The 19,732-nt window shown below is 63.7% G+C and carries 16 protein-coding genes, 1 tRNA gene and 1 pseudogene; 10 read left to right on the top strand and 8 right to left on the bottom strand.

What is annotated here, in order from left to right; all coding sequences use genetic code 11:
- Positions 1-15 precede the first annotated feature (15 nt).
- From VLA65_RS02545 to VLA65_RS02520, 6 genes are all read right to left on the bottom strand, one after another.
- A complete protein-coding gene (locus VLA65_RS02545; RefSeq protein ID WP_332601705.1) occupies positions 16-948 on the bottom strand; it encodes a GGDEF domain-containing response regulator in 933 nt (310 codons plus the stop codon).
- Positions 945-4,259, bottom strand: a complete 3,315-nt coding sequence (locus tag VLA65_RS02540; protein ID WP_332601704.1) for a PAS domain-containing hybrid sensor histidine kinase/response regulator — start codon at positions 4,257-4,259, stop codon at positions 945-947. Before VLA65_RS02540 ends, VLA65_RS02545 begins: the two co-directional genes overlap by 4 nt.
- On the bottom strand, positions 4,256-6,265 hold the full coding sequence (locus VLA65_RS02535) for a glycosyltransferase family 2 protein (protein ID WP_332601703.1): 2,010 nt from the start codon (positions 6,263-6,265) through the stop codon (positions 4,256-4,258). The genes VLA65_RS02540 and VLA65_RS02535 overlap by 4 nt, the downstream gene beginning before the upstream one ends.
- Positions 6,266-6,412: 147 nt before the next feature.
- Entirely contained in the window at positions 6,413-6,829 is a 417-nt protein-coding gene (locus VLA65_RS02530) for an NUDIX hydrolase (RefSeq protein ID WP_059388181.1), read from the bottom strand.
- A complete protein-coding gene (locus VLA65_RS02525) occupies positions 6,826-7,281 on the bottom strand; it encodes a DUF6314 family protein (protein WP_332601702.1) in 456 nt (151 codons plus the stop codon). The genes VLA65_RS02530 and VLA65_RS02525 overlap by 4 nt, the downstream gene beginning before the upstream one ends.
- Before the next feature lies 1 nt (position 7,282).
- A tRNA-Arg gene (locus VLA65_RS02520) sits at positions 7,283-7,355 on the bottom strand.
- A gap of 168 nt (positions 7,356-7,523) precedes the next feature.
- On the opposite strand from VLA65_RS02520, the gene VLA65_RS02515 reads away from it, so the two are divergent.
- The 3 genes from VLA65_RS02515 to VLA65_RS02505 all read left to right on the top strand — a co-directional run bounded on the left by VLA65_RS02515 (position 7,524) and on the right by VLA65_RS02505 (position 10,522).
- Positions 7,524-8,288: a DUF998 domain-containing protein gene (locus tag VLA65_RS02515; RefSeq protein WP_332601701.1), complete on the top strand. Its 765-nt coding sequence runs from the start codon at positions 7,524-7,526 to the stop codon at positions 8,286-8,288.
- 277 nt (positions 8,289-8,565) lie between these two features.
- Positions 8,566-9,012 (top strand): DUF7793 family protein, encoded by a 447-nt coding sequence (locus VLA65_RS02510; RefSeq protein ID WP_059388180.1) that lies wholly within the window; start codon positions 8,566-8,568, stop codon positions 9,010-9,012.
- On the top strand, positions 9,002-10,522 hold the full coding sequence (locus tag VLA65_RS02505) for a putative bifunctional diguanylate cyclase/phosphodiesterase (RefSeq protein WP_284989638.1): 1,521 nt from the start codon (positions 9,002-9,004) through the stop codon (positions 10,520-10,522). Before VLA65_RS02510 ends, VLA65_RS02505 begins: the two co-directional genes overlap by 11 nt.
- A 76-nt stretch (positions 10,523-10,598) precedes the next feature.
- Here the strand turns inward: VLA65_RS02505 and VLA65_RS02500 are convergent, their stop codons facing one another.
- On the bottom strand, positions 10,599-10,937 hold the full coding sequence (locus VLA65_RS02500; protein ID WP_306962957.1) for a hypothetical protein: 339 nt from the start codon (positions 10,935-10,937) through the stop codon (positions 10,599-10,601).
- A gap of 171 nt (positions 10,938-11,108) precedes the next feature.
- Between VLA65_RS02500 and VLA65_RS02495 the strand changes: the two genes are divergently transcribed.
- Positions 11,109-12,134, top strand: a complete 1,026-nt coding sequence (locus VLA65_RS02495) for a hypothetical protein (protein ID WP_332601700.1) — start codon at positions 11,109-11,111, stop codon at positions 12,132-12,134.
- Between the two features lie 63 nt (positions 12,135-12,197).
- Here VLA65_RS02495 and VLA65_RS02490 read toward each other — a convergent pair whose 3' ends face one another.
- A complete protein-coding gene (locus VLA65_RS02490) occupies positions 12,198-12,824 on the bottom strand; it encodes a hypothetical protein (RefSeq protein ID WP_332601699.1) in 627 nt (208 codons plus the stop codon).
- 33 nt (positions 12,825-12,857) lie between these two features.
- On the opposite strand from VLA65_RS02490, the gene VLA65_RS02485 reads away from it, so the two are divergent.
- From VLA65_RS02485 to VLA65_RS02460, 6 genes and pseudogenes are all read left to right on the top strand, one after another.
- Positions 12,858-13,700 carry an inositol monophosphatase family protein gene (locus VLA65_RS02485; protein ID WP_332601698.1) on the top strand — a complete coding sequence of 281 codons (843 nt, stop codon included), beginning with the start codon at positions 12,858-12,860 and terminating at the stop codon, positions 13,698-13,700.
- Positions 13,701-13,766: 66 nt separating this feature from the next.
- Positions 13,767-13,937, top strand: a pseudogene (locus VLA65_RS02480) (UDP-N-acetylglucosamine 2-epimerase); the annotation flags it as partial.
- Between the two features lie 153 nt (positions 13,938-14,090).
- A complete protein-coding gene (gene pcrA, locus VLA65_RS02475) occupies positions 14,091-16,622 on the top strand; it encodes a DNA helicase PcrA (protein WP_332601697.1) in 2,532 nt (843 codons plus the stop codon).
- A gap of 250 nt (positions 16,623-16,872) precedes the next feature.
- Entirely contained in the window at positions 16,873-18,042 is a 1,170-nt protein-coding gene (gene sucC / locus VLA65_RS02470; RefSeq protein WP_284989644.1) for an ADP-forming succinate--CoA ligase subunit beta, read from the top strand.
- 14 nt (positions 18,043-18,056) lie between these two features.
- Entirely contained in the window at positions 18,057-18,959 is a 903-nt protein-coding gene (gene sucD, locus VLA65_RS02465; protein ID WP_284989645.1) for a succinate--CoA ligase subunit alpha, read from the top strand.
- Positions 18,960-19,157: 198 nt separating this feature from the next.
- Positions 19,158-19,562 (top strand): tautomerase family protein, encoded by a 405-nt coding sequence (locus tag VLA65_RS02460; protein ID WP_284989732.1) that lies wholly within the window; start codon positions 19,158-19,160, stop codon positions 19,560-19,562.
- Positions 19,563-19,732: the final 170 nt, after the last annotated feature.

Below are 19,732 nucleotides of genomic sequence, written 5' to 3'. Positions count from 1 at the left end.
GCGCGGTGCCGGGCTTCAGCTCCTGGTGTGTTGACGGACTTCCGGGGCCACTTCCACGCGGTTCCTGCCGGCGGACTTGGCGGCGTACAGCGCCATATCGGCCTCTTTGAGGAGCCGCTCGCTGCTGACTCGATGGCCGGGCACAAAGGCCGAGAGACCGGCGCTCAAGGTCAGGGTACCCGAGGGGTTACCTGAGTGCGCGATGCCCAGCTCCCGCACGGCCTCCAGAGCGCGGACGAGCCTGGCTTCTGCGCCGGATACCGTCTGGCCCGGCAGCAGGAAGAGGAATTCCTCCCCGCCGAAGCGGTAGATTCCGTCGCTTTCGCGCCCTTGGGCGGCAAGGGAGGCCGCAACCGACTGCAATGCGAGATCTCCGGCCTGGTGGCCATAAAGATCGTTATATCTCTTGAAGTTGTCCACGTCGCAGATCGCCAGGCTGTAGTCCGTTCCGTAACGGGCGCATCTGTGGTGCAGCTGTTCCAGGTCCTCCGAGAGCTTCAGCCGGTTGTGGAGCTTCGTCAGGGGATCGGTGCGCGCTTGCTCCGCGAGCGCGGCACGGTAGCGTGCAAGATCGGTGTGCAGCGAAGTCACCCTCTGAGCCACGAGCAGCCTGGTATGCAGGGCGAACGGGTCAAGCGGCTTGGCCACGTAGTCGTCAGCACCGGCCTGCATGCCCGCGACGACGTCCTCGCGTGAATCTTTCGAGGTGACAAGGACAAGGTAGGTGTAGGAGTCCTCTTCCGCGCTGCGGATGGCGCGGCAGAGTTCCAGTCCGTTGAGCCCGGGCATCATCAGGTCAGTCACCACAACTTGCGGCCGGTGTTGCCTGTACAGCTCCCAAGCGGAGTTGCCGTCCGCGGCCACGATGCATTCGTGGCCGGACTGCTCCACTGCCGCCTTCGCCACGAGACGCGAACCGAAATCGTCGTCCGCCACCAGGACCTTCACGAGGCCACCGACAGGGCGTGGTCCAACGCTTTGTCAACAAGTCCCAGTTCGGCCTCAAGGCCGGCCAGGAGCGCGGGATCGACGGGCCCGCCGCTTGATGAGCTGCGTTCCAATTCCTCGCACATCCGTGCCGCGCGCGCGGCCCCGATGTTGGCTGCGGCTCCTTTTAGCTTGTGGGCAACGTGCCTGAAAGTGTCTCGGCTTCCGTTGTCCAAAGCGTGGCGGAGTGCCTCCAGGCTCGGTTGGATGTCTTGCCTGAAGGCCTGGGCGGCGGCGGGCAGCAACCCGAGCCCGTCTGCCGGACCGAGGTCACGCAACGTTTCCAGCCTCGCGGGGTCGAGGACAGTGCCGCCGCCTTCCTTCGATGTTTCCGGGATCCATCGCGAGAGAACCCGCTCCAATTTGTCCACGTCCACCGGTTTGGTCAGATAATCGTCCATGCCGGCCGCAAGGCAGCGCTCACGATCCTCATCGAGTGCGCCTGCCGTCATCGCAATGACCGGCAGCCGCCTGCGCCCATCGTGCCGTGCCCGGATGGCTTTGGTGGCCTCGAATCCGTCCATGACGGGCATATGGCAGTCCATCAGGACCGCGGCATACTCGGTGGCCGCAGTGGCGGCGACTGCTTCGCTGCCATCGGCGACGACGTCGGCCTCGTACCCGAGCTTCGCAACCATGCTGCGGGCCACGAGCTGGTTGACCTCGTTGTCCTCGACGACGAGAATCAGGCCGCGCGAAGGCTGGCTGATGGTCACCGGGATGGCTGGAAGGACCACGGGAGCCGCGAGCGGGCGGGCCGCGACAAGACGCATGAGGCGGTCGTAGAACTCGGAGCTGCGCACCGGCTTGGTCAGCCATTCCTGGACCCCGGCGGCCACGAGTTCGGCTTTGTCCACATTCATGGTGGACGTCAGCATGATGATCCGGGTGGATGCGAGCGCGACGTCGGTGCTCAGCTGGTGTGCCAGCTCCAAGCCGTTCATGTCCGGCATGCACATGTCGAGCACCGCAATGTCGAAGGGACGTCCGGCGGCGGCCTCTTCGCGGCAGCGGTCCAGGCCCTGTTGGGCGTCGCTGACAGCTTCCGGTTTCATCCGCCAGCCAGCCAATTGCCCCTCGAGCACCAATCGGTTGGTCGAGTTGTCATCCACCACAAGGACCCGGAGTCCCGTGAGCTGGTCGGGCGAGATCGACGCCGGAGCTGCCGCAGCTTCGCTCACTGCCAAGGGAAGGGTGGCCCAGAAGGTGCTCCCGTTGCCCAAGGAACTGTCCACCCCGATTTCGCCGCCCATTACCTCTGTAAGCCTCCGTGAGATCGCCAGTCCAAGGCCGGTCCCGCCGTACCGCCGGGTAGTGGAGGCATCGGCCTGCGAGAACGACTCAAAGAGCCTGTGGTGGTCTGCCGCATCGATCCCGATCCCGGTGTCGCGGACCTCGAAGCGTACACGAACGTTCGCGGATTCTTGCTTCACGAGCTTCACGCTGATGACAACTTCCCCTGAGGGAGTGAACTTCACGGCGTTCGAGGCCAGGTTGAGCAGGATCTGCTTGATGCGGCCGGCGTCGCCCACCAGCATCGCCGGAACCTCCGGGCGGCAGTACGCAATCAGCTCCAGGCCTTTGGCCTGTGCGGCCTCGGCAAGGAGGACCGCGAGTTCCTCCACCAAGGTGCGTGGATTGAAGGGAGCAGGGTCCAGATCGACCTTGCCTGCTTCGAGTTTCGAGAAGTCCAGGATGTCATTGATCAAGGACAGCAGGGATTCGCCCGCGCCCTTGACGCCTTCGGCATATTGGCGCTGGGTTTCCTCCAAGGGGGTGTCCAGCAACAATCCGGTCAGCCCGATCACTCCGTTCATCGGCGTGCGTATCTCATGGCTCATCGTCGCGAGGAACTCCGACTTCAAGCGGCTGGCTTCCTCGGCGGCTTCCCGGGCGGTCACCAACTCGGCCTGGGCGATCCTGCGTTCGGTGATGTCCTGGGCGATCGTGGCGACTCCGCGGATGCCGCCGGTGCCGCGGATCGGAGACATCGTCAGGGAAACGGGAACGATGGAGCCGTCGATGCGGACCCGTGCTGTTTCGTAGCTGTGGGTTTCCCCGCCGGCCCGGATGCCCGCCAAGAGCTCTTCTTCCTCCTCCTGAAGTTCGTCCGGAATGATGAAGGAAACATGCCTGCCGATTGCCTCGGCGGCGCTGTATCCGTAGATCCGTTCGGCTCCGGGATTCCAGCTGGTGATGACACCGTCCAGTGACTTGCCCACGATTGCATCCGCTGAGGAGTTGACGATCGCGCCGAGACCTTCAAGTTCCGCTGTGCGCTCGGCAACCTTGGATTCGAGATCCCGCGTGAGGTTGATGTTCTCGAGGATGATCAGAATCTGGCGGGTGATGGCCAGGGCCAGGGCAGTGAGCCCCACGGCCTGCAGGAAGGGGTCCCCGGGACGCCCGACCCGTATGGGCGCCACCATCACGGCACCCAGGACAGGGACGTAGGGGAGCAGTTCCAGGGCCAAGGTGTAGAGGCGCCGCTCCGTCCGGGGACGCGGGGCGTAGGGGACCAGCGGGGCGAGGGCTATCAGCAGGAACGCCGTGATCCAGCCTGCCGCCAGGGGAGTTCCGGTGAGACCTGTGACGCCCTCGGACGTCAGGTCCACGTACGTACTGTCAGTGATCGCAAGGACGAGGAGTCCGCCACCCAGGCAGACCCACCTGAGGCGTTCCCCTGGTGCCCTCCGCATGGTGAGCATGAGGACGATGGAGACCATCGCAATGTCGGCAACCGGATACGCGAGGCCGGTGAGGTGGACGAGGGTCTCCTGCCCTTCGGCCTTGTACATGGAGCCGAGGACGGTAGCCCAGCTCATGAACAGCACTGCGGACGCAATCACTGCCGAATCCAGGAGTGCACGCAGGAAAGCAACCGAGGAGACCCGGGGACGAGGGAACAAGTAGAGGGCTATGGCGGCAGGGATCGAATAGCCGACGAAAGCGGCGTCGGCCACGGAGGGGTAGGGGTAGTCGTGATCGAGCGTCAAGCCGTAGAAGGTCCAGATCGCTTGTCCGGTGGTCCAGATCAGCGTGGCTAGGCCCATGACCCGCCACGCACGGGCGCTTTCATCCTTGCGCCGCCCCGCCCAGGCACAACTGGCTGTGGCGAGCAGCGATGCTGCCAGGATGGCGAGGTCACCGGCTGACTGGGCCCCGGACGTCCCTTGGTTTGCGCCGAGGATCGCCGCCAGGATGGCCACTGCCCCAGCGGTGACGATAACAGTCCAGGCGAGGGCGGGCCTACGCAAGGCGTGGCCGTTCATGCCGACTCGCGGGTTGCGACGGCAGGGACCCCAGGAGGAAAGCCGGGCAGTGCGTTATCGGGAGTATGAAACAGCCAGAGCGAGAGCCTGCGGTACGCCTCCCAGTCGCGGTCACGAACCCGTAGCGAAGCAGTGTATTCTCCCTTCGAACTAGACCACACCCGGACGATATCCAGGGGGATCCGTGCGTCTCCCGGGAGTTCCAAGAGTACGCGGCCTGATTCCGGTAGCGCGTCCGCCCCGACCCGGACTGCGGCGCCTCCCATGGAAATGTCCAGCAGTTGGCCCGGGACCCCGGAAACCGTGACAGGTACCTTGACGGTGACCCGGTGGGCGCTCCTGCGTGATGTGGCGAATTCGGCGGCCCTGATCCGGAGCGTCCCCAGCACCAAGACAACCCCCGCCAGCACCAGCCAGACTCCGGCGGCAATCGTGGAGCCAGGACTCGTCCGCCAGGGCACCCAACCGAGGACTCCGGCCGTCGCATAGAGAATAATCGCGCCCACGATGACAATCAGCACAATGAGGATCCGCGGGGCCCTTCCGCGGAGTCGAAGTTCCGCGGCGCCTTTCGGGGTGACTTGAAACTCCAAGGACTTCCGGGAAACGAGCCACCAAAGGCAGGCCATCCCGACAGGAACCCGGAAAATCCGCAGGGCGAACGCCGTCGGCCAGTGGATCTGGTGGCGCATGAGCCTCTTGGCGCCCCACAAACGCACCCAGAACATGGCGGCGAAGGCAAGGGTGAACTCAACGGGCCCGGCGGTGGAGGTCTGCGCGCCGGAGACCATGACCGCCATGGGGATGATGAAGGCAATCAAGGTGGCAATGCCCTCAAGCCACCATAAGGTTCCGTTGATGTATTCGTGGAAGTTCCGCCAGGTCATCCAGCTCTTGGCCGCCCAAAGGCGCTCGTAGGTCAGGATCTGCATCGCGCCCATGCCCCAGCGTCTGCGCTGCAGCAGGTATTGATCGGCCGTTGCCGGGGCCAGGCCAACCGCCAGGGTCTGGTGGTGGTACACGGTCTTCCACCCGAGCCGGATGAGCTTGAGGGTGGTGTGCATGTCTTCTGTGATGGTCTCGGTGGCTACTCCACCTACCTCGCGAAGCGCCTTGATCCGGAGCAGCGAGGTTGAACCGCACCAGAAAGGTCCTGCACCGGGAACATTGCGTGAAGGCATCAGGACGTTGAAGAACAACCCCTGTTCGCCGGAGATGCCGTCGTCGTCGAAGGCTCCTGAGTTGTAGAACGCCTGCGGCCCCTGGATGAGGGCGATTTCCTCGTCGGCGAACCAACCCAAGGTGGCCGTCAGGAATGTTGGGAGGGGCACGTGATCGCAGTCGAGCACGGCAATGATGTCTATTGGGTCTTTTCCGGCTGCTTCCTCCGCAGCCATCAAATCCAATGCATGGTTCATGTTGCCCGCCTTGGCATGGTCGTGCTCGGCGCGGGTGACCACTCTTGCACCGAAGGATGCGCACATCTCGGCAACCCACGGGCGGCTTCCATCATCCAATACCCACGTTTCGTGGCGCGGTTGAAGCGCGCAGGCCGCTGCGATGGTGGGCGCAAGGACTTCGACCGGCTCGTTATACGTGGGGATCAGCACGGCAACCTTCATGCCCTTGGGAGCTTGGGCAACCGGCTCAGGCGCATAACAGTCGATGTTCCACAGAGTGATGGATTTCAGAACCAGCCCTATCAGCGGAAGGGCCTCAAACGTCACCAGCGTCCACGCGATGAAAAGATCCCCGCCACCAAGCGGCATGGTGAATGCGATCCGCCACGTCAGGTAGAGCAACAACGCTGCTATCGCAGCTATCCCGCCGGTCCTGGCCATTCTGCGGGAACGCGGAGCTTCGGGCGCGGGAGAACCCAGTTGCGCCGCCCAGCCGGCCATTCCCGCCGTCGAGTACGCCTTGACCTCCACAGGAGTGTCACGGAACTGCGGACGTTCTCCGCCGACGTCCCCCCGGACGCGTCGGCGCTGTTCAAGAGATTGCATGCGATCCCCCAGCTGGATCTGACAATGCAGCCTGTATCAAGTTAAAACAAACTGTGCGATCACTATAGCCAGTTCTCACCGGAATTTCATGGCAAAACAGGGAAGTTCAGGCCCCGACACGCATGGCTTTTCCGGGAGCGGGAAGGCCTACTTTTTCGCGAGCAGGGGCAGGACGTGGTCCGTCAGGAGCGGAGCCAAATCGTCCGGAAGTTCAGCAGAGAGATCCAACCACCGGATCTCTGCGATCTCGGCCGAAGGGCGGGCTTCCCACGTGCCCGGTGCGGTGAAGACGGTGGCCTCGATGTCAGTCGCGGCCTCATTGGCGGCGACGGCGAGCCAACTCCCCAAGGCCTCAAGGTCGGCCGGGTCGATCTCGATTCCGACTTCCTCGGCCAGCTCGCGGGATGCCGTCTCCGCCGCGGTTTCACCTGGCTCGGGCTTGCCGCCGGGGTGCATGAACTTGTCCGTGCCGCGCTTGCGCACGGTCAGCAGCCGTCCGGCGTCGTCGTACACGCAGACCGCGCTGACGACTATCAGGTCCTTGGCTGGACTGTTGCTGGTCATGTCTCTCTCCTTAGCCGGGATTCGAGCAGCAAGTCCTTGGCTGGTCCGTGCACGTCCCAGGCGTACCTGAAGGCATCCGGCCCGCCCCAGAGGTAATTGACTTTGTAGTCATCGGGATCGCACCAGTGGGTGTCCTGGTTGGCGTGGTCGCGGAAGCTCATGCGGTGGAACGGTTTCCCATCAGGGAAGTAGACATCCATGGCTTCGGGGGAGTCGGAAGGCCGCAGGAGGTATTCGCGGAAGGCGGGGCCGGTGTGGGTGGGCCAGGTCATGGTGCCGTCTTCGCGAAGGAAGAGACCGCCGTCGGGGGTTTCCGAATAGCGCACGACGCCGGCAAAGGTACCGCGGGTGCCGCCCGCCCGGTCCCACAGGGACCGTTCCACGGTCCAGCTGCCCAGCAGGTAAGCCCGCAGGTCTTGCGTCGGAGACGATTCGCGCAGCTGGTCTTTCAAGTGCCCTCGATTGGAATCGAACCAACGACACCGGCTTTAGGAGAGCCGTGCTCTATCCACTGAGCTACGAGGGCCTGTGCGCGTGCTGGAAGCTCCTGGGAGCCGCTCGCCGGGCACGCATACAAGCATACAAGCTGCCGGGGCGGCCCTCGAACACCGACGCCGGCAACACGCGCTGCCCGGCAACACCGGCGGCGGCGCACGCGGCACCGCATGCGGGTGCTGGCGTTAGGCTGGCCCGCATGAGAGAGCAAATGACCGTGGCGGCCGCCCACGGCGGCCACCTCCCGGAGCTCGGCACCATCCGCTCGAACATCGGCGGTTGGGCCCAGTTGAGCGTGGTGCAGTATTTCGTGGCCGAATCGGCGGTGATCGAAGCCTGGCGGGGCCCCGGACCCTACGACCGCCGGACCGGGTTCATCAGTGATCTTGGCGCGCTCAAGTGCGGGGTCTACGAGCACCGCGACGTCTGTTCGCCCCTGCATCTGCTCATGAATGCCTCCTTCGTAGTGCAGGGCCTGGGCATGCTTTTCGGGGCGATCCTGCTGAGTTCGGCGCTCCTTTGCATTGCGGCCCGTCCCGGCGTGCGGATCCTGCAGGGTGCCGCCTACCGCAAAGCGCGGCCCACCGCCGTCGCGGTCCGGTTCCTGGCGGGTGTCTCCGGGCTGGGAACTGTGGTTGTTGGGTTTGTGCCGGAAGACCTGGGTTCACCCTTCCATCTTGCGGGCGCCCTGATGTTCTTTATCGGTGGAGCATTCGCACTGTTGCTCCTCGGGCTGCTCTGGCTGCCGCATACAGCGATGAGCTGGTTCATCCTGGCGTGCGGGACGTTGACGCTGGGCGCCTTGGTGGTCGGCGGCCTGACACGGATGGATGTCCCCGAACCGGGAACCCTGGAACGACTGATGGCCTATCCGGTCACGATCGGATTTTCCGCCGCGGGACTTGTGGTGGCGCAACGGGTCCGGGAAGTACGGCGAACGGCGGCGCGGCTTGCGAAACGATGAGTTTTCGCGGGTAGCCTCATGTCAGCGGGTGGGCAATCTTTGCATTATCATGAGTGCACTCACCGGAATGGCGCCGGGCTGAGGGTTCCATGCAGTCTTGGCGCAGATTAGATTGACCGACACGGCAGAACATAGGACCCATGACTCATCAGCTTGTTCTGCGTCGTCCGGGACACGCAGGCGATACATCCCCCATAAAGGCAGCATCCCACCCCTCGGGTAATGGCCTTCGGGACCTCCGCGGGCCGATCGCCCGACGGCGGCAGGTGGCGCGGCGATGAGCTCCCAGACACTCCCCGCCCGGGATTCGCGGATTCCCGATGATGCCCTGGATGCTTCGCCTGAAGACGTGATGGTCCCTGCCGATCAGATCACCGTTGACTTGGCGGAGGACGGCATTATCGAGGTCACCCTGCCACCGAACAGCGTGGTCCGCTCACCCGAAGCCCAGGCGGCCGCGGCGGCTGTTCGTATGTTTGCGGACGGACGGCGGCTCCCGCTTCTGCTCAGGGTGACCGGAGTACTGTCCGTCACCGACGACGCGCGCCTGACCTACACGAATTCCGTGGCTATTTCGGCCTGCGCCCTCTTGGGGGAGAGCCCGGTGGACCGGGTGATTGCACACTTTCTCCTTCGCGCGAAGCCAGGCTCCCTTCCGGGACGGTTCTTCACGTCCGAGGCGGAAGCCCGTGACTGGTTGAGAGAGCACCACCGTGAATCATGAGCCCCAGGACCCGCGGCTGCTTGCCCTCGTTGAAGGGGTGGTCCGGATCGCGGACGGAGACCTCAGCACGAGGATCCCGGTCTCCGGCCCGCGGGACGAAGTGGCTGCAGTCATCACCGGGATCAACCTCATGGCCGACGATCTTCAAGCCATTTACCAGGAGCTCGAGGAGCGGGTCGAAAGCCGGACTGCCATGCTGCGCGAGGCCCAGATCGAACTCGAAAGGATGGCGCTCACTGATCCGCTGACCCAGTTGGCGAATCGCACGGCACTCGAAAGGGCGCTGAACCATGAACTCGTCGAATCCGAGCGGGGTGAGCTCCCGCCCGCGTTGCTCGTTTTGGACTTGAACTCATTCAAGGGGATCAACGACACTCTGGGGCATGGCGCCGGGGATACCGTCTTGAAGGTTACCGCCAGGCGCTTGCTCGCAGCGGTCCGCGACACTGACATGGTGGCGAGGCTCGGCGGGGACGAATTTGCCGTGATGCTGCCCAAATCCAATGCGGCGCATGCGCGTGGCGTTGCCAAGCGGATCCTTCGGGCCGTGGGTGAGAGCATCGACATCGGCGAAGTCCGGATCATCTGTGGAACGAGCATCGGGCTCCGGGTCGCCGAACCAGGGCAGTCCGTGGACGACCTCGTCATGGAAGCCGACACGGCCATGTATGCGGCAAAGGCCGAGCAGGGGAGCAGCGTCAGGGTTTTCGAACCGGCTTTGTTGTACGCGCGCCGGCTCCAGGGACTCATGATCTCGGAACTGCGTGAAGCCATCCGGACAGATCAGCTGGTCCTCCATTTCCAGCCTGTTGTCGAGTTGGCCTCGGGGCGGATTGAAGGCGCCGAAGCGCTGGTGCGGTGGAACCACCCCGATAGGGGATTGTTGATGCCGGATGCATTCATCCCGTTGGCCGAGGAAACCGGCATCATCATCGATCTTGGCTATTGGGTTCTCCGGCGGGCGATGCAGCAATTGCGCGAGTGGCAGGACGGTCCGGGCATGGACGAAGACTTCAGCATGCGGGTCAATATTTCCACCACCGAATTGCAAAGCCTGGAATTGATCGAGCATGTGCGGGAAGTGCTCGCCGAAACCGGGGTGGAGGCATCCAAGCTGGTCATCGAGCTCACGGAGTCAATGGCCGTGAACGGAAGCGACATCGACAAATACTCTCTGACCGGCCTCCGGCGACTCGGTATCCGGCTGGAAATCGACGACTTCGGGACTGGCTATTCGTCCATCAGCTACCTGCGCAGCCTTCCCGTCAACGTGGTCAAGATTGACCGCTCCCTCATCCAAGGGCTGGGCACGGACGACAAGGAGCGGGCCTTTGTGGCGGCTGTTCTCCAGCTCATTCACGCCTGCGGGATGCAGGCTGTTGCCGAGGGTATCGAAACGGCGGAGCAGGCGGCTGAGCTTGCCCGCCTGGGCTGCGCGAGTGGCCAAGGGTATTACTTTGGCCGGCCCATGGCGGCGGATAAATTCGCGGAACTGTTGCGAGGCACCTGAGCATGCCTCCTCCCGGCAACGGAAGACGGGCAGCGGAAAGGCACCGGACCTTAGGTCCGGTGCCTTTCAGGTATTGCTAGTTGGAGGGAGTGGAGTTGGTGGCGGAGTTCGGCCACCAGCCAGTCGCCTGAGGCGAACCCTGAGTGGTGGAGTTCGGCCACCAGCCAGTGGCCTCTGCCGAGTTCTGGGTGGTGGCGTTGGGCCACCAGCCGGTGGCCTGGGCCGAATCCTGTGCGAAGTTGGGCCACCAGCCGGTAGCCTCCGCCGAGTTCTGTGCGAAGTTCGGCCACCAGCCCGTGGCTATGGACGAATCCTGTGAGGGGCTCTGGCTGCTGGCGGACACAGCTGCCGAGCCGGTAATTCCTGCGAGCAAGATTGCTGCTGCCGCGAGGAGCGCGGCGAGAGTTCTTTTCATGCGAAAGCTCCTGATGATATGTGACTGATGCGACTGGAGTGAACGAAGTGAAGCACGCTCATTATAAGAGTAACGACACGCCGTGTCATCAGTGTCCGTCCGGACGGTGGAGAAACATGCTAAACGCTCGCCCGAATCATGGGCGGAGTGTCTCAGGGACATAATGGAGCCATGGGAGAAAAGAAGGTTGCGCCGTCGTACGCCGCTGCGGAACTGCAAGCGAGGGGTCACCGGGCCAGCCATGACTTCGCCAAGGCTGCCGATGGTGCGCGCTCGGCCGCCGATATTGCCCTCGATGAGGGCGATTCCGCCGGATGGTGGAACATGACTTTCCTTCAAGCAGAGAATCTTCTCGACGCAGGTGATTTCGCTGCCAGCACTGCGCTGGCGAGATCCCTTTCCGAGGCATCGTTGGCCGAGGCCTCACCCCAGCACCGGGCCCGGGCACTCATCTTGATGGCGAACTCCCTTCGGGGTGAAGGGCTGTTGGAGATGGCCACCTCGGCTGCGGCGTCGGCAGTTGGACTGGTCGATGATGACGCAGACATGGAAATCGACGTCCATGCGCGGCAGGCACTGATCGCCGCGTTTGGCGAGTCCGGCAAACTGGAGGAGGCGTGGGAGGAGTGCCTGTCCCTCTCGGCGAGAATTTCTGATGAAATGGATGACCAGTTGGCCGGCAAGGCGTACTGGGTCATCGGGAATGTGGCGTTCCTCTGCGACAAGGTAGCTGAAGGCCTCCACTACCATGAGCTTGCCGCGGAAACCTTTTCCCCTTCGCGGAACCTTGATGTCTGGGCCAAGTTCAACAAAGCCTCGGCCGCGATGAGGCTGGCCGCTGAAGTGGCCGATGCGGCCACCCTTCGGTGCATTGAACGGGCGGAGCTTGCCACGGATGTCGTCGGCGGCAGCGAAGAGGAAATTCTCCTGCTTCGCCTCAACCGCGCGCATTGGAACTACCTGGCAGGAGACGCCGGGGCGGCGCTTGAGCTGCTGAACGAAATCAGTCGCAGCGCTGACCAACTGCCCGCGCAGATGGCAGGCGAGGTATTCCTCTTGATGGCGCGGGCCCAAGCCGGTACCGGGAACAAGCAGGCGGCGAAAGAAAGCCTGGTCGAAGCGGCCGATCGCTTCGAGAAAGCCGGCGCCCACCAGCGTGCCCTCCAAGCCCGGGAGATGCTTGAGCCGGGGGCCTGATTCGGAGGCCCGATTCTGGGCCGGGTTAGCGCGTGCGGGCGTTGGCTGCGTTCGGCGCTTCTGCTAGGCGCTCTTCGAACGCCGCCGCCCCACAAACACAGCCGCGCCGCCGGCCGCAAGGCTCAGCAGGAACAGTACCCAGCCCACAACGGTGAGCGTGGAAGCCAAAGCCACCTGGCCGGCGTCGGGCGTTGCCGATCCCAGCGCGGCGTCGACCGCCACGTTGCTCCACAAACGGACCACGGCGAACAGCAGGGGAGCAGCCCACAGCGTCCAGCGCAGTGCCTTTCCGGCCACATTGGTGCCGATGAGCAGAAGCCACGTGAAACCGAAGATCAGCGGAGACAGGGTTCCGGCGGTCTTGTGGATGTAGCTGAGCTGTCCGCGGGCGTCGTCCGTCATGGCGCCATGCAATTGGTGGACGTAATCGGTGGAGAACCCGCCGATGAGGGAATCGGGCATGGCCATGCCGCCGGACAACTGGGTCATCTGGTTCAGGGTCAGCAGGTGCACATACCAAAACAGGAAAAGGCTGGCCACGACCCCGGCAATCACTATGAGGCGGCCGTTGTTCTGGGCCTTCTCGGGCGACCGCTGGGTGGTGGGATTGATCACCGACGGCAAGTGGTGCTGGGGGACAGCGGCATTGGCGCCGTGCTTCTTGATGCGTTGGGCTGGGGTCTTGGCCATGTCATTCATTATCCCGCCACATAAGCTGGACCCATGACCACTGGCAGGCACTCCGCCACAGAACTTGATCCATCGCTCGACGACTACGAACTCGCTGCCGCCCTGGTCCGGGAAGCCGGGCAGCTTGCCCTGCTGATGCGGATGGGCGGCCTGCAAGGGGAACGGAAGACCTCGGTTTCGGACGTGGTGACCGCCGCGGACCATGCGGCCGAGGCCTACGTCCTTGAGCAACTGCGCCGTTGCCGCCCCGACGACGGCATCCTGGGTGAAGAAGGAAGCTCGGTGGCTGGAAGAAGCGGCCGCACCTGGGTGATCGATCCCGTGGACGGTACCTACAATTTCCTGCACGGCTCCACCTATTGGTGCTCCGCGATCGCCTTGAAACGCGAGGGCACGGCATCACCCGGGACCGCCTCGGATGCCGACGTTATTCTCGGGGCCATCTATCAACCGGAGCTCGACAAGCTTTGGACCGGCGGCGAAGGGCATCCCGCGACCCTCAACGACGAACGGATTCCGGGACCGTCGGGTGCTGCCCTACGTGAACTCGGTGCCGCGACCTACATCCACCCCACGTGGCTCGCCGATCCCCGAGCCGCCATGCCCTGGCATGCTGCAGCGGTGTCGGCAGCTTCATTGCGCATGTTCGGTTCCGGCTCCTGCGATCTCGGCCGGGTGGCCGACGGCGAACTGGGCTGCTGGTTCCAACACAGCTGCCCCGAGTGGGACTGGCTCCCCGGCAAGGCGATCGTCCGCGCGGCCGGCGGGGACACCGACGTCGTGCGCGTCAACGGCCTGGACTGGTTCCTCGCGGGGGGCCCGACGGCGGTCCGGGAGTTGCGTGCGGCGCTCACCTCGGTGCCGCAATTCGCTTGAGGATGCGCCTCCCTTGGCAACCGCACTGTCCTGCTCGTTTACGGGACCCGTCCGGAGGCCATCAAGATGGCGCCGCTGGTCCAGGCCTTGCGTGCAACCGGCCGTTACAAGGCGCCAGTAGCAGTGACCGGGCAGCATGCCGCGGGGCTGGCGGCGTTCTACCAGGGAATTCCGGTGGTCCACCTCAAGGCCGGACTGCGTAGCGGCAACCTGAATTCACCCTTTCCAGAGGAAGCCGGCGAGCCAGCGAACTTGTAGCTCCTAAGAAGCATCATTGGGAGGGCACTTCGGAGCCGCGGTATTTTCCGACCGAACACTTTTTTGACGCAGCCCGGGGAAGGGCATGCGGGTCCATCAGTGTCAGGGCCACCGCCTAGACTGGTAAACACCATGGATATGTTGTTTGACCCGTACGCTGATGGCCCCTTCAAAGCGGCAAGCCGAGCTGCCACCAAGGCCGCTCCGGCCATGCTTTCACGCGCCGGAAGCGGCGCTGCGCCCGGTGGTAGTGCGCCCGGTGGGGGTGCGTCCTGGGCCGGCAAGCCCGGCGGTGGGCAAGACGGCGGCCACTCGGGCCTGCCGTCTGCGGAGGCGTTGCTCGAAGGGTTGAACCCCCAGCAGGAGGAAGCCGTCAAACATGCCGGCAGCCCTTTGCTGATCGTGGCCGGGGCCGGTTCGGGCAAAACCCGCGTGCTGTCGAACCGCATTGCGTACCTGATCGCCACCAGGCGGGCCCATCACGGCGAGATCCTGGCTATCACCTTCACCAACAAGGCGGCCGCGGAAATGCGGGAACGCATCGAAGCCCTGGTGGGTGCCCGTGCCAAGTCCATGTGGATCTCGACGTTCCACTCCTCCTGCGTGCGTATCCTGCGCCGTGAAGCTACCAACGTGGGGCTGAACTCCAACTTCTCCATCTACGATTCCGCAGACTCCCTGCGGCTCATCACGCTCGTAGCGAAGAACCTGGACCTCGATCCCAAAAAGTTCGCGCCCAAAGCGATCCAGCACAAGATCTCGGCCCTCAAGAACGAGCTCATTGACGACGACGCGTTCGCCTCGAGCGCCAACTACAACGAACCCTTCGAGCAGGCCGTTGCCGAGGTCTTCAAGGGCTACACCCAGCGCTTACGCCAGGCCAACGCCATGGACTTCGACGACCTCATTGCGCAGACCGTCTACATGTTCCGGGCCTTCCCCGCGCTCGCGGAGTCCTACCGCCGTCGATTCCGCCACGTCCTCGTGGACGAATACCAGGACACCAACCACGCACAGTACGCATTGGTCCGCGAAATCGTCGGTGAGGGTCCCCAGGCGAGCGAGCTGACCGTCGTCGGCGACTCCGACCAATCCATCTACGCGTTCCGCGGTGCGGACATCCGCAACATCGTCGAATTCGAGAAGGACTACCCGGAAGCCCGCACCATCAAGTTGGAGCAGAACTACCGCTCCACCCAGAACATCCTGAGCGCGGCGAACTCCGTTATTTCGCGAAACCCCAACCGCCCGGACAAGAAACTCTGGACGGCCGAGGGCGACGGCGAGAAGATCATCGGCTACGTAGGCGAGAACGAGCACGACGAAGCCCAGTTCATCGCCAAGGAGATTGACCGGCTCCAGGACGAGGAAGGCCTGCGTCCCGGCGACGTCGCCATTTTCTACCGCACCAACGCCCAGTCCCGCTCCATTGAAGACGTCCTGGTCCGCGTCGGACTGCCGTACAAAGTGGTGGGCGGCACCCGCTTCTACGAGCGCAAGGAAATCAAGGACGCCCTCGCGTACCTTCGCGTCCTGGTGAACCCGGACGACGACGTCAATTTGCGTCGCGTCCTCAACGAACCCAAGCGGGGAATCGGTGATCGTGCCGAAGGCGCCGTCGCGGCGCTCGCCGAGCGCGAACGCACGTCGTTCATGACTGCGGCGCGCAAGGCGGACCAGGCTCCCGGCATGGCCACCCGCTCCGTGAACGCGGTCCTAGGCTTTGTGAAACTCCTGGATGACCTGGCCGAAGTGGCTTCGGGTTCCGGGGCTGCGGCAGCTTTGGAAGCAGTACTGGAACAGACCGGGTACCTTGCCGGGCTCCGCGCCAGCACCGATCCGCAGGACGAATCCCGCGTGGAAAACCTCGCCGAACTGGTGGCGGTGGTGCGGGAATACGAGCGCGACAACCCCGAAGGCTCACTGGGTGAATTCCTGGAGCAAGTCTCCCTCGTAGCCGACGCCGACCAGATCCCGGACGCTCCCGAAGGATCCTCCGAGGACGCAGCCGCCGCCGTCGCAGAGGCCAAGCGGATGGGCGTCGTCACGCTCATGACGCTCCACACGGCCAAGGGCTTGGAATTCCCCGTTGTCTTCCTGACCGGTATGGAACACGGACTTTTCCCGCATCAGCGGTCCGCAACCGATCCCAAGGAACTGGCGGAAGAGCGTCGCCTGGCCTATGTGGGCCTCACCCGTGCACGGAAGCGCCTTTACGTGACCCGCTCGGAAGTTCGCAGCATGTGGGGCCAGAGCCAATACAACCCTGCCAGCCAGTTCCTCGAGGAGATCCCTACCGGTCTCGTGGAGTGGAAACGCGAGGGCACCTCCCGCCAAGTGAGCGGCTGGGGGAACGCCCCCATCGGTTCCGGGCGTTACGGGGGCTCCTTCTGGGGTGCCGGAACCTCGGGCGGGGCCGCAGCCAGCGATACGGCGGGCTTCAACGCGGACGTGCCGGCCGCCGTCGTACGCAACCGTGTCCAGCCGCAAAAGGAAGTGGTCGCCGTCGTCGTGGGGGACAAAGTGAACCACACGAGCTTCGGCAACGGCACCGTGATCGGCGTCGAAGGCGCCGGGGACAAGACCGTGGCGAAGGTGAAGTTCGACGTCGGCGAGAAACGGCTGCTCTTGCGTTACGCGCCGCTGACCAAACTGGATTCGTAGCGGCTCTTGAAGCCGGAAAACCGCGTCATATAGGGGTTTTTCTACGGTCGATAGAAGTGTGTGCTTACTCACTTAACAGGTACTGTAGAACCGGCTGGCCTCCCCGGGGGGCTAAAGTTCGAGAGGAACTTGCGCAATGTGACCGGCTGCTTGGCAGCCGTTCGATGCGCACCTATCCGCAGCCGGTTTTCGCGGTCACCGTGGTTTCCGGCTGTACAGAAACTACTTCGACGTAGAAGGACACTAAACCGTGGACCTGTTTGAATATCAGGCGCGCGATATGTTCGAAGCGCACGGTGTACCCGTGCTCGCCGGCATCGTGGCGCACACTCCTGAAGAAGCAAAGGCTGCTGCCGAGAGCATCGGCGGCGTAACCGTCGTCAAGGCGCAGGTAAAGGTCGGTGGCCGTGGCAAGGCCGGCGGTGTCAAGGTCGCAAAGTCCGCTGACGAAGCGCTTGAACACGCCACCAACATCCTTGGCATGGACATCAAGGGCCACACCGTCAACAAGGTCATGATCGCCCAGGGCGCCGACATTGCTGAGGAATACTACTTCTCCGTCCTGCTGGACCGGGCCAACCGCAACTACCTGGCCATGTGCTCGGTTGAAGGCGGCATGGAAATCGAGCAGCTTGCTGTTGAGCGCCCCGAGGCTCTCGCCAAGGTCGCCATCGATCCCGCCGTCGGTATCGACCAGGCCAAGGCCGACGAAATCGTCGCCGCTGCCGGTTTCTCCGAAGAACTGCGTGGCAAGGTTGCTTCCGTCATCCTGAAGCTCTGGGACGTCTTCAAGAAGGAAGATGCAACCCTTGTCGAGGTGAACCCCTTGGTCAAGACCGGCGCTGGCGACATCGTTGCCCTTGACGGCAAGGTCTCGCTCGACGAGAACGCCGGCTTCCGCCACGTTCACCACGGCGAACTTGAGGACAAGGACGCAGCCGACCCGCTCGAGGCCAAGGCCAAGGCTCAGGACCTCAACTACGTGAAGCTTGACGGCTCGGTCGGCATCATCGGCAACGGCGCCGGTCTTGTGATGTCCACCCTCGACGTCGTCGCTTACGCAGGCGAGAACCACGGCAACGTCAAGCCGGCCAACTTCCTGGACATCGGCGGTGGAGCTTCCGCTGAGGTCATGGCCGCTGGCCTGGACGTCATCCTTGGTGACGAGCAGGTCAAGAGCGTATTCGTGAACGTCTTCGGTGGCATCACCGCGTGCGACGCTGTGGCAAAGGGCATCGTCGGTGCACTGGCCGAGCTTGGCTCCAACGCCAACAAGCCGCTGGTTGTCCGCCTCGATGGCAACAACGTCGAAGAGGGCCGCCGCATCCTGGCCGAGGCCAACCACCCGCTGGTTACCCTGGCAGCCACCATGGACGAGGGCGCCGACAAGGCCGCCGAGCTCGCCAACGCAGCTAAGTAAAGGGACGCAAGACTATGTCTATCTACCTCAACAAGGACTCCAAGGTCATCGTCCAGGGCATCACCGGCGGCGAAGGCACCAAGCACACCGCCCTGATGCTCAAGGCCGGCACCAACATCGTCGGCGGCGTCAACGCCCGCAAGGCCGGCACCACGGTGCTGCACGGCAACAAGGAAATCACCGTCTTCGGCACCGTCAAGGAAGCCATTGCGGAGACCGGCGCCGACGTCTCGATCGTCTTCGTTCCGCCGGCATTCACCAAGGCCGCCGTAGTTGAAGCCATCGAAGCAGGAATCGGCCTGGTTGTTGTCATCACCGAAGGCGTGCCGGTTCAGGACTCCGCCGAGTTCTGGGCACTCGCCCAGGCCACGGTGGACGCTGACGGCAAGCAGATCACCCGCATCATCGGCCCGAACTGCCCCGGCATCATCACCCCGGGCGAAGCCCTGGTTGGCATCACCCCGGCAAACATCACGGGCAAGGGCCCCATCGGCTTGGTCTCCAAGTCCGGTACCTTGACCTACCAGATGATGTACGAACTGCGTGACCTCGGTTTCTCCACCGCGATCGGCATCGGTGGCGACCCCGTCATCGGCACCACCCACATCGACGCCCTGGCCGCGTTCGAGGCTGACCCGGAGACCAAGGCAATCGTCATGATCGGCGAAATCGGTGGCGACGCCGAAGAGCGCGCAGCCGACTTCATCAAGGCAAACGTCACCAAGCCGGTTGTCGGCTACGTTGCAGGCTTCACCGCCCCCGAGGGCAAGACCATGGGCCACGCAGGCGCCATCGTCTCCGGCTCCGCGGGTACGGCACAGGCCAAGAAGGAAGCTCTCGAAGCTGCAGGCGTGAAGGTCGGCAAGACGCCGTCCGAGACCGCCAAGCTCCTCCGCGAGGTCTTCGCAGCCCTCTAGCAATGCCCCGCGCAGGGTTTCCGCGCGATTGAAGTACGGCGGCGCCCGTCACCTTCCACGTGAAGGTGACGGGCGCCGTCGTTGTTTAACCGTTGGGGTCCGGGCGGGTCGGTGGGGAGGGGCGTCATTGTCGCTAGAGCTTGTGGCGCGATTCGATAGTTTGTTAGTATGTCAGGACAAACTATCGAAGGAGAGCAGATGCCCCTCGTCCGCATTGACGTCAACGAAGGCCGTACGCCGGAGCAGCTCGGTGAACTCAGTAAGCGAATCCACGACGCCATCCTCGCCGAGTACGGCATCCCCGAGCGCGACTACTTCCACATCATCACCGAGCATCCCGTGGGTCAGATCGTTGCGCAGGATGCCGGACTCGGCTTCGAGCGAAGTTCCGGCGTGGTCATGATCCAGATCTTCACCCAGGTCGGTCGAAGTCGCGAAGCCAAGCAGTCCTTGTTCGCTGCCATCGCCGCCCAGCTCGGCGAGATCGGCGTCCCTGGGGAGGATGTCTTCCTGGGGTACGTCGAAAACACTGCCGATGACTGGTCCTTTGGCTTCGGCAGGGCCCAGTATGTCACCGGCGAACTTGCCGTTCCCGCGCGGTAACTCAGTGTTTTGGAGCGGACTCAAGCCCACATTACCGCGTAATTTAGGCCATTACGTTTCGTTGTAAATATGTCAGTACAAACCTTTGACAGGACATGAATTCTGGTGCAAAGTAGTGGTTGTGGCCCCGCTCACTGCGGGCCGGCAAAAGCACTGGAGCTCTCACCGTC

This window comes from Arthrobacter sp. S2(2024), assembly GCF_036662515.1.
In the GTDB taxonomy this organism is placed as follows: Bacteria; Actinomycetota; Actinomycetes; order Actinomycetales; family Micrococcaceae; genus Arthrobacter.
Note: the sequence above shows the minus strand (reverse complement) of the source record. Positions and strands in the feature narration are given on the sequence as shown.

Bases quoted from the DNA above. Each gene is read 5' to 3' on its own strand.
- VLA65_RS02540 (WP_332601704.1), bottom strand. From the start codon at position 4,259: ATGAACGGCCACGCCTTGCGTAGGCCCGCCCTCGCCTGGACTGTTATC.
- VLA65_RS02535 (WP_332601703.1), bottom strand. From the start codon at position 6,265: ATGCAATCTCTTGAACAGCGCCGACGCGTCCGGGGGGACGTCGGCGGA.
- VLA65_RS02530 (WP_059388181.1), bottom strand. From the start codon at position 6,829: ATGACCAGCAACAGTCCAGCCAAGGACCTGATAGTCGTCAGCGCGGTC.
- VLA65_RS02515 (WP_332601701.1), top strand. From the start codon at position 7,524: ATGAGAGAGCAAATGACCGTGGCGGCCGCCCACGGCGGCCACCTCCCG.
- VLA65_RS02510 (WP_059388180.1), top strand. From the start codon at position 8,566: ATGAGCTCCCAGACACTCCCCGCCCGGGATTCGCGGATTCCCGATGAT.
- VLA65_RS02500 (WP_306962957.1), bottom strand. From the start codon at position 10,937: ATGAAAAGAACTCTCGCCGCGCTCCTCGCGGCAGCAGCAATCTTGCTC.
- VLA65_RS02495 (WP_332601700.1), top strand. From the start codon at position 11,109: ATGGGAGAAAAGAAGGTTGCGCCGTCGTACGCCGCTGCGGAACTGCAA.
- VLA65_RS02490 (WP_332601699.1), bottom strand. From the start codon at position 12,824: ATGGCCAAGACCCCAGCCCAACGCATCAAGAAGCACGGCGCCAATGCC.
- VLA65_RS02485 (WP_332601698.1), top strand. From the start codon at position 12,858: ATGACCACTGGCAGGCACTCCGCCACAGAACTTGATCCATCGCTCGAC.
- pcrA (WP_332601697.1), top strand. From the start codon at position 14,091: ATGGATATGTTGTTTGACCCGTACGCTGATGGCCCCTTCAAAGCGGCA.
- sucD (WP_284989645.1), top strand. From the start codon at position 18,057: ATGTCTATCTACCTCAACAAGGACTCCAAGGTCATCGTCCAGGGCATC.
- VLA65_RS02460 (WP_284989732.1), top strand. From the start codon at position 19,158: ATGCCCCTCGTCCGCATTGACGTCAACGAAGGCCGTACGCCGGAGCAG.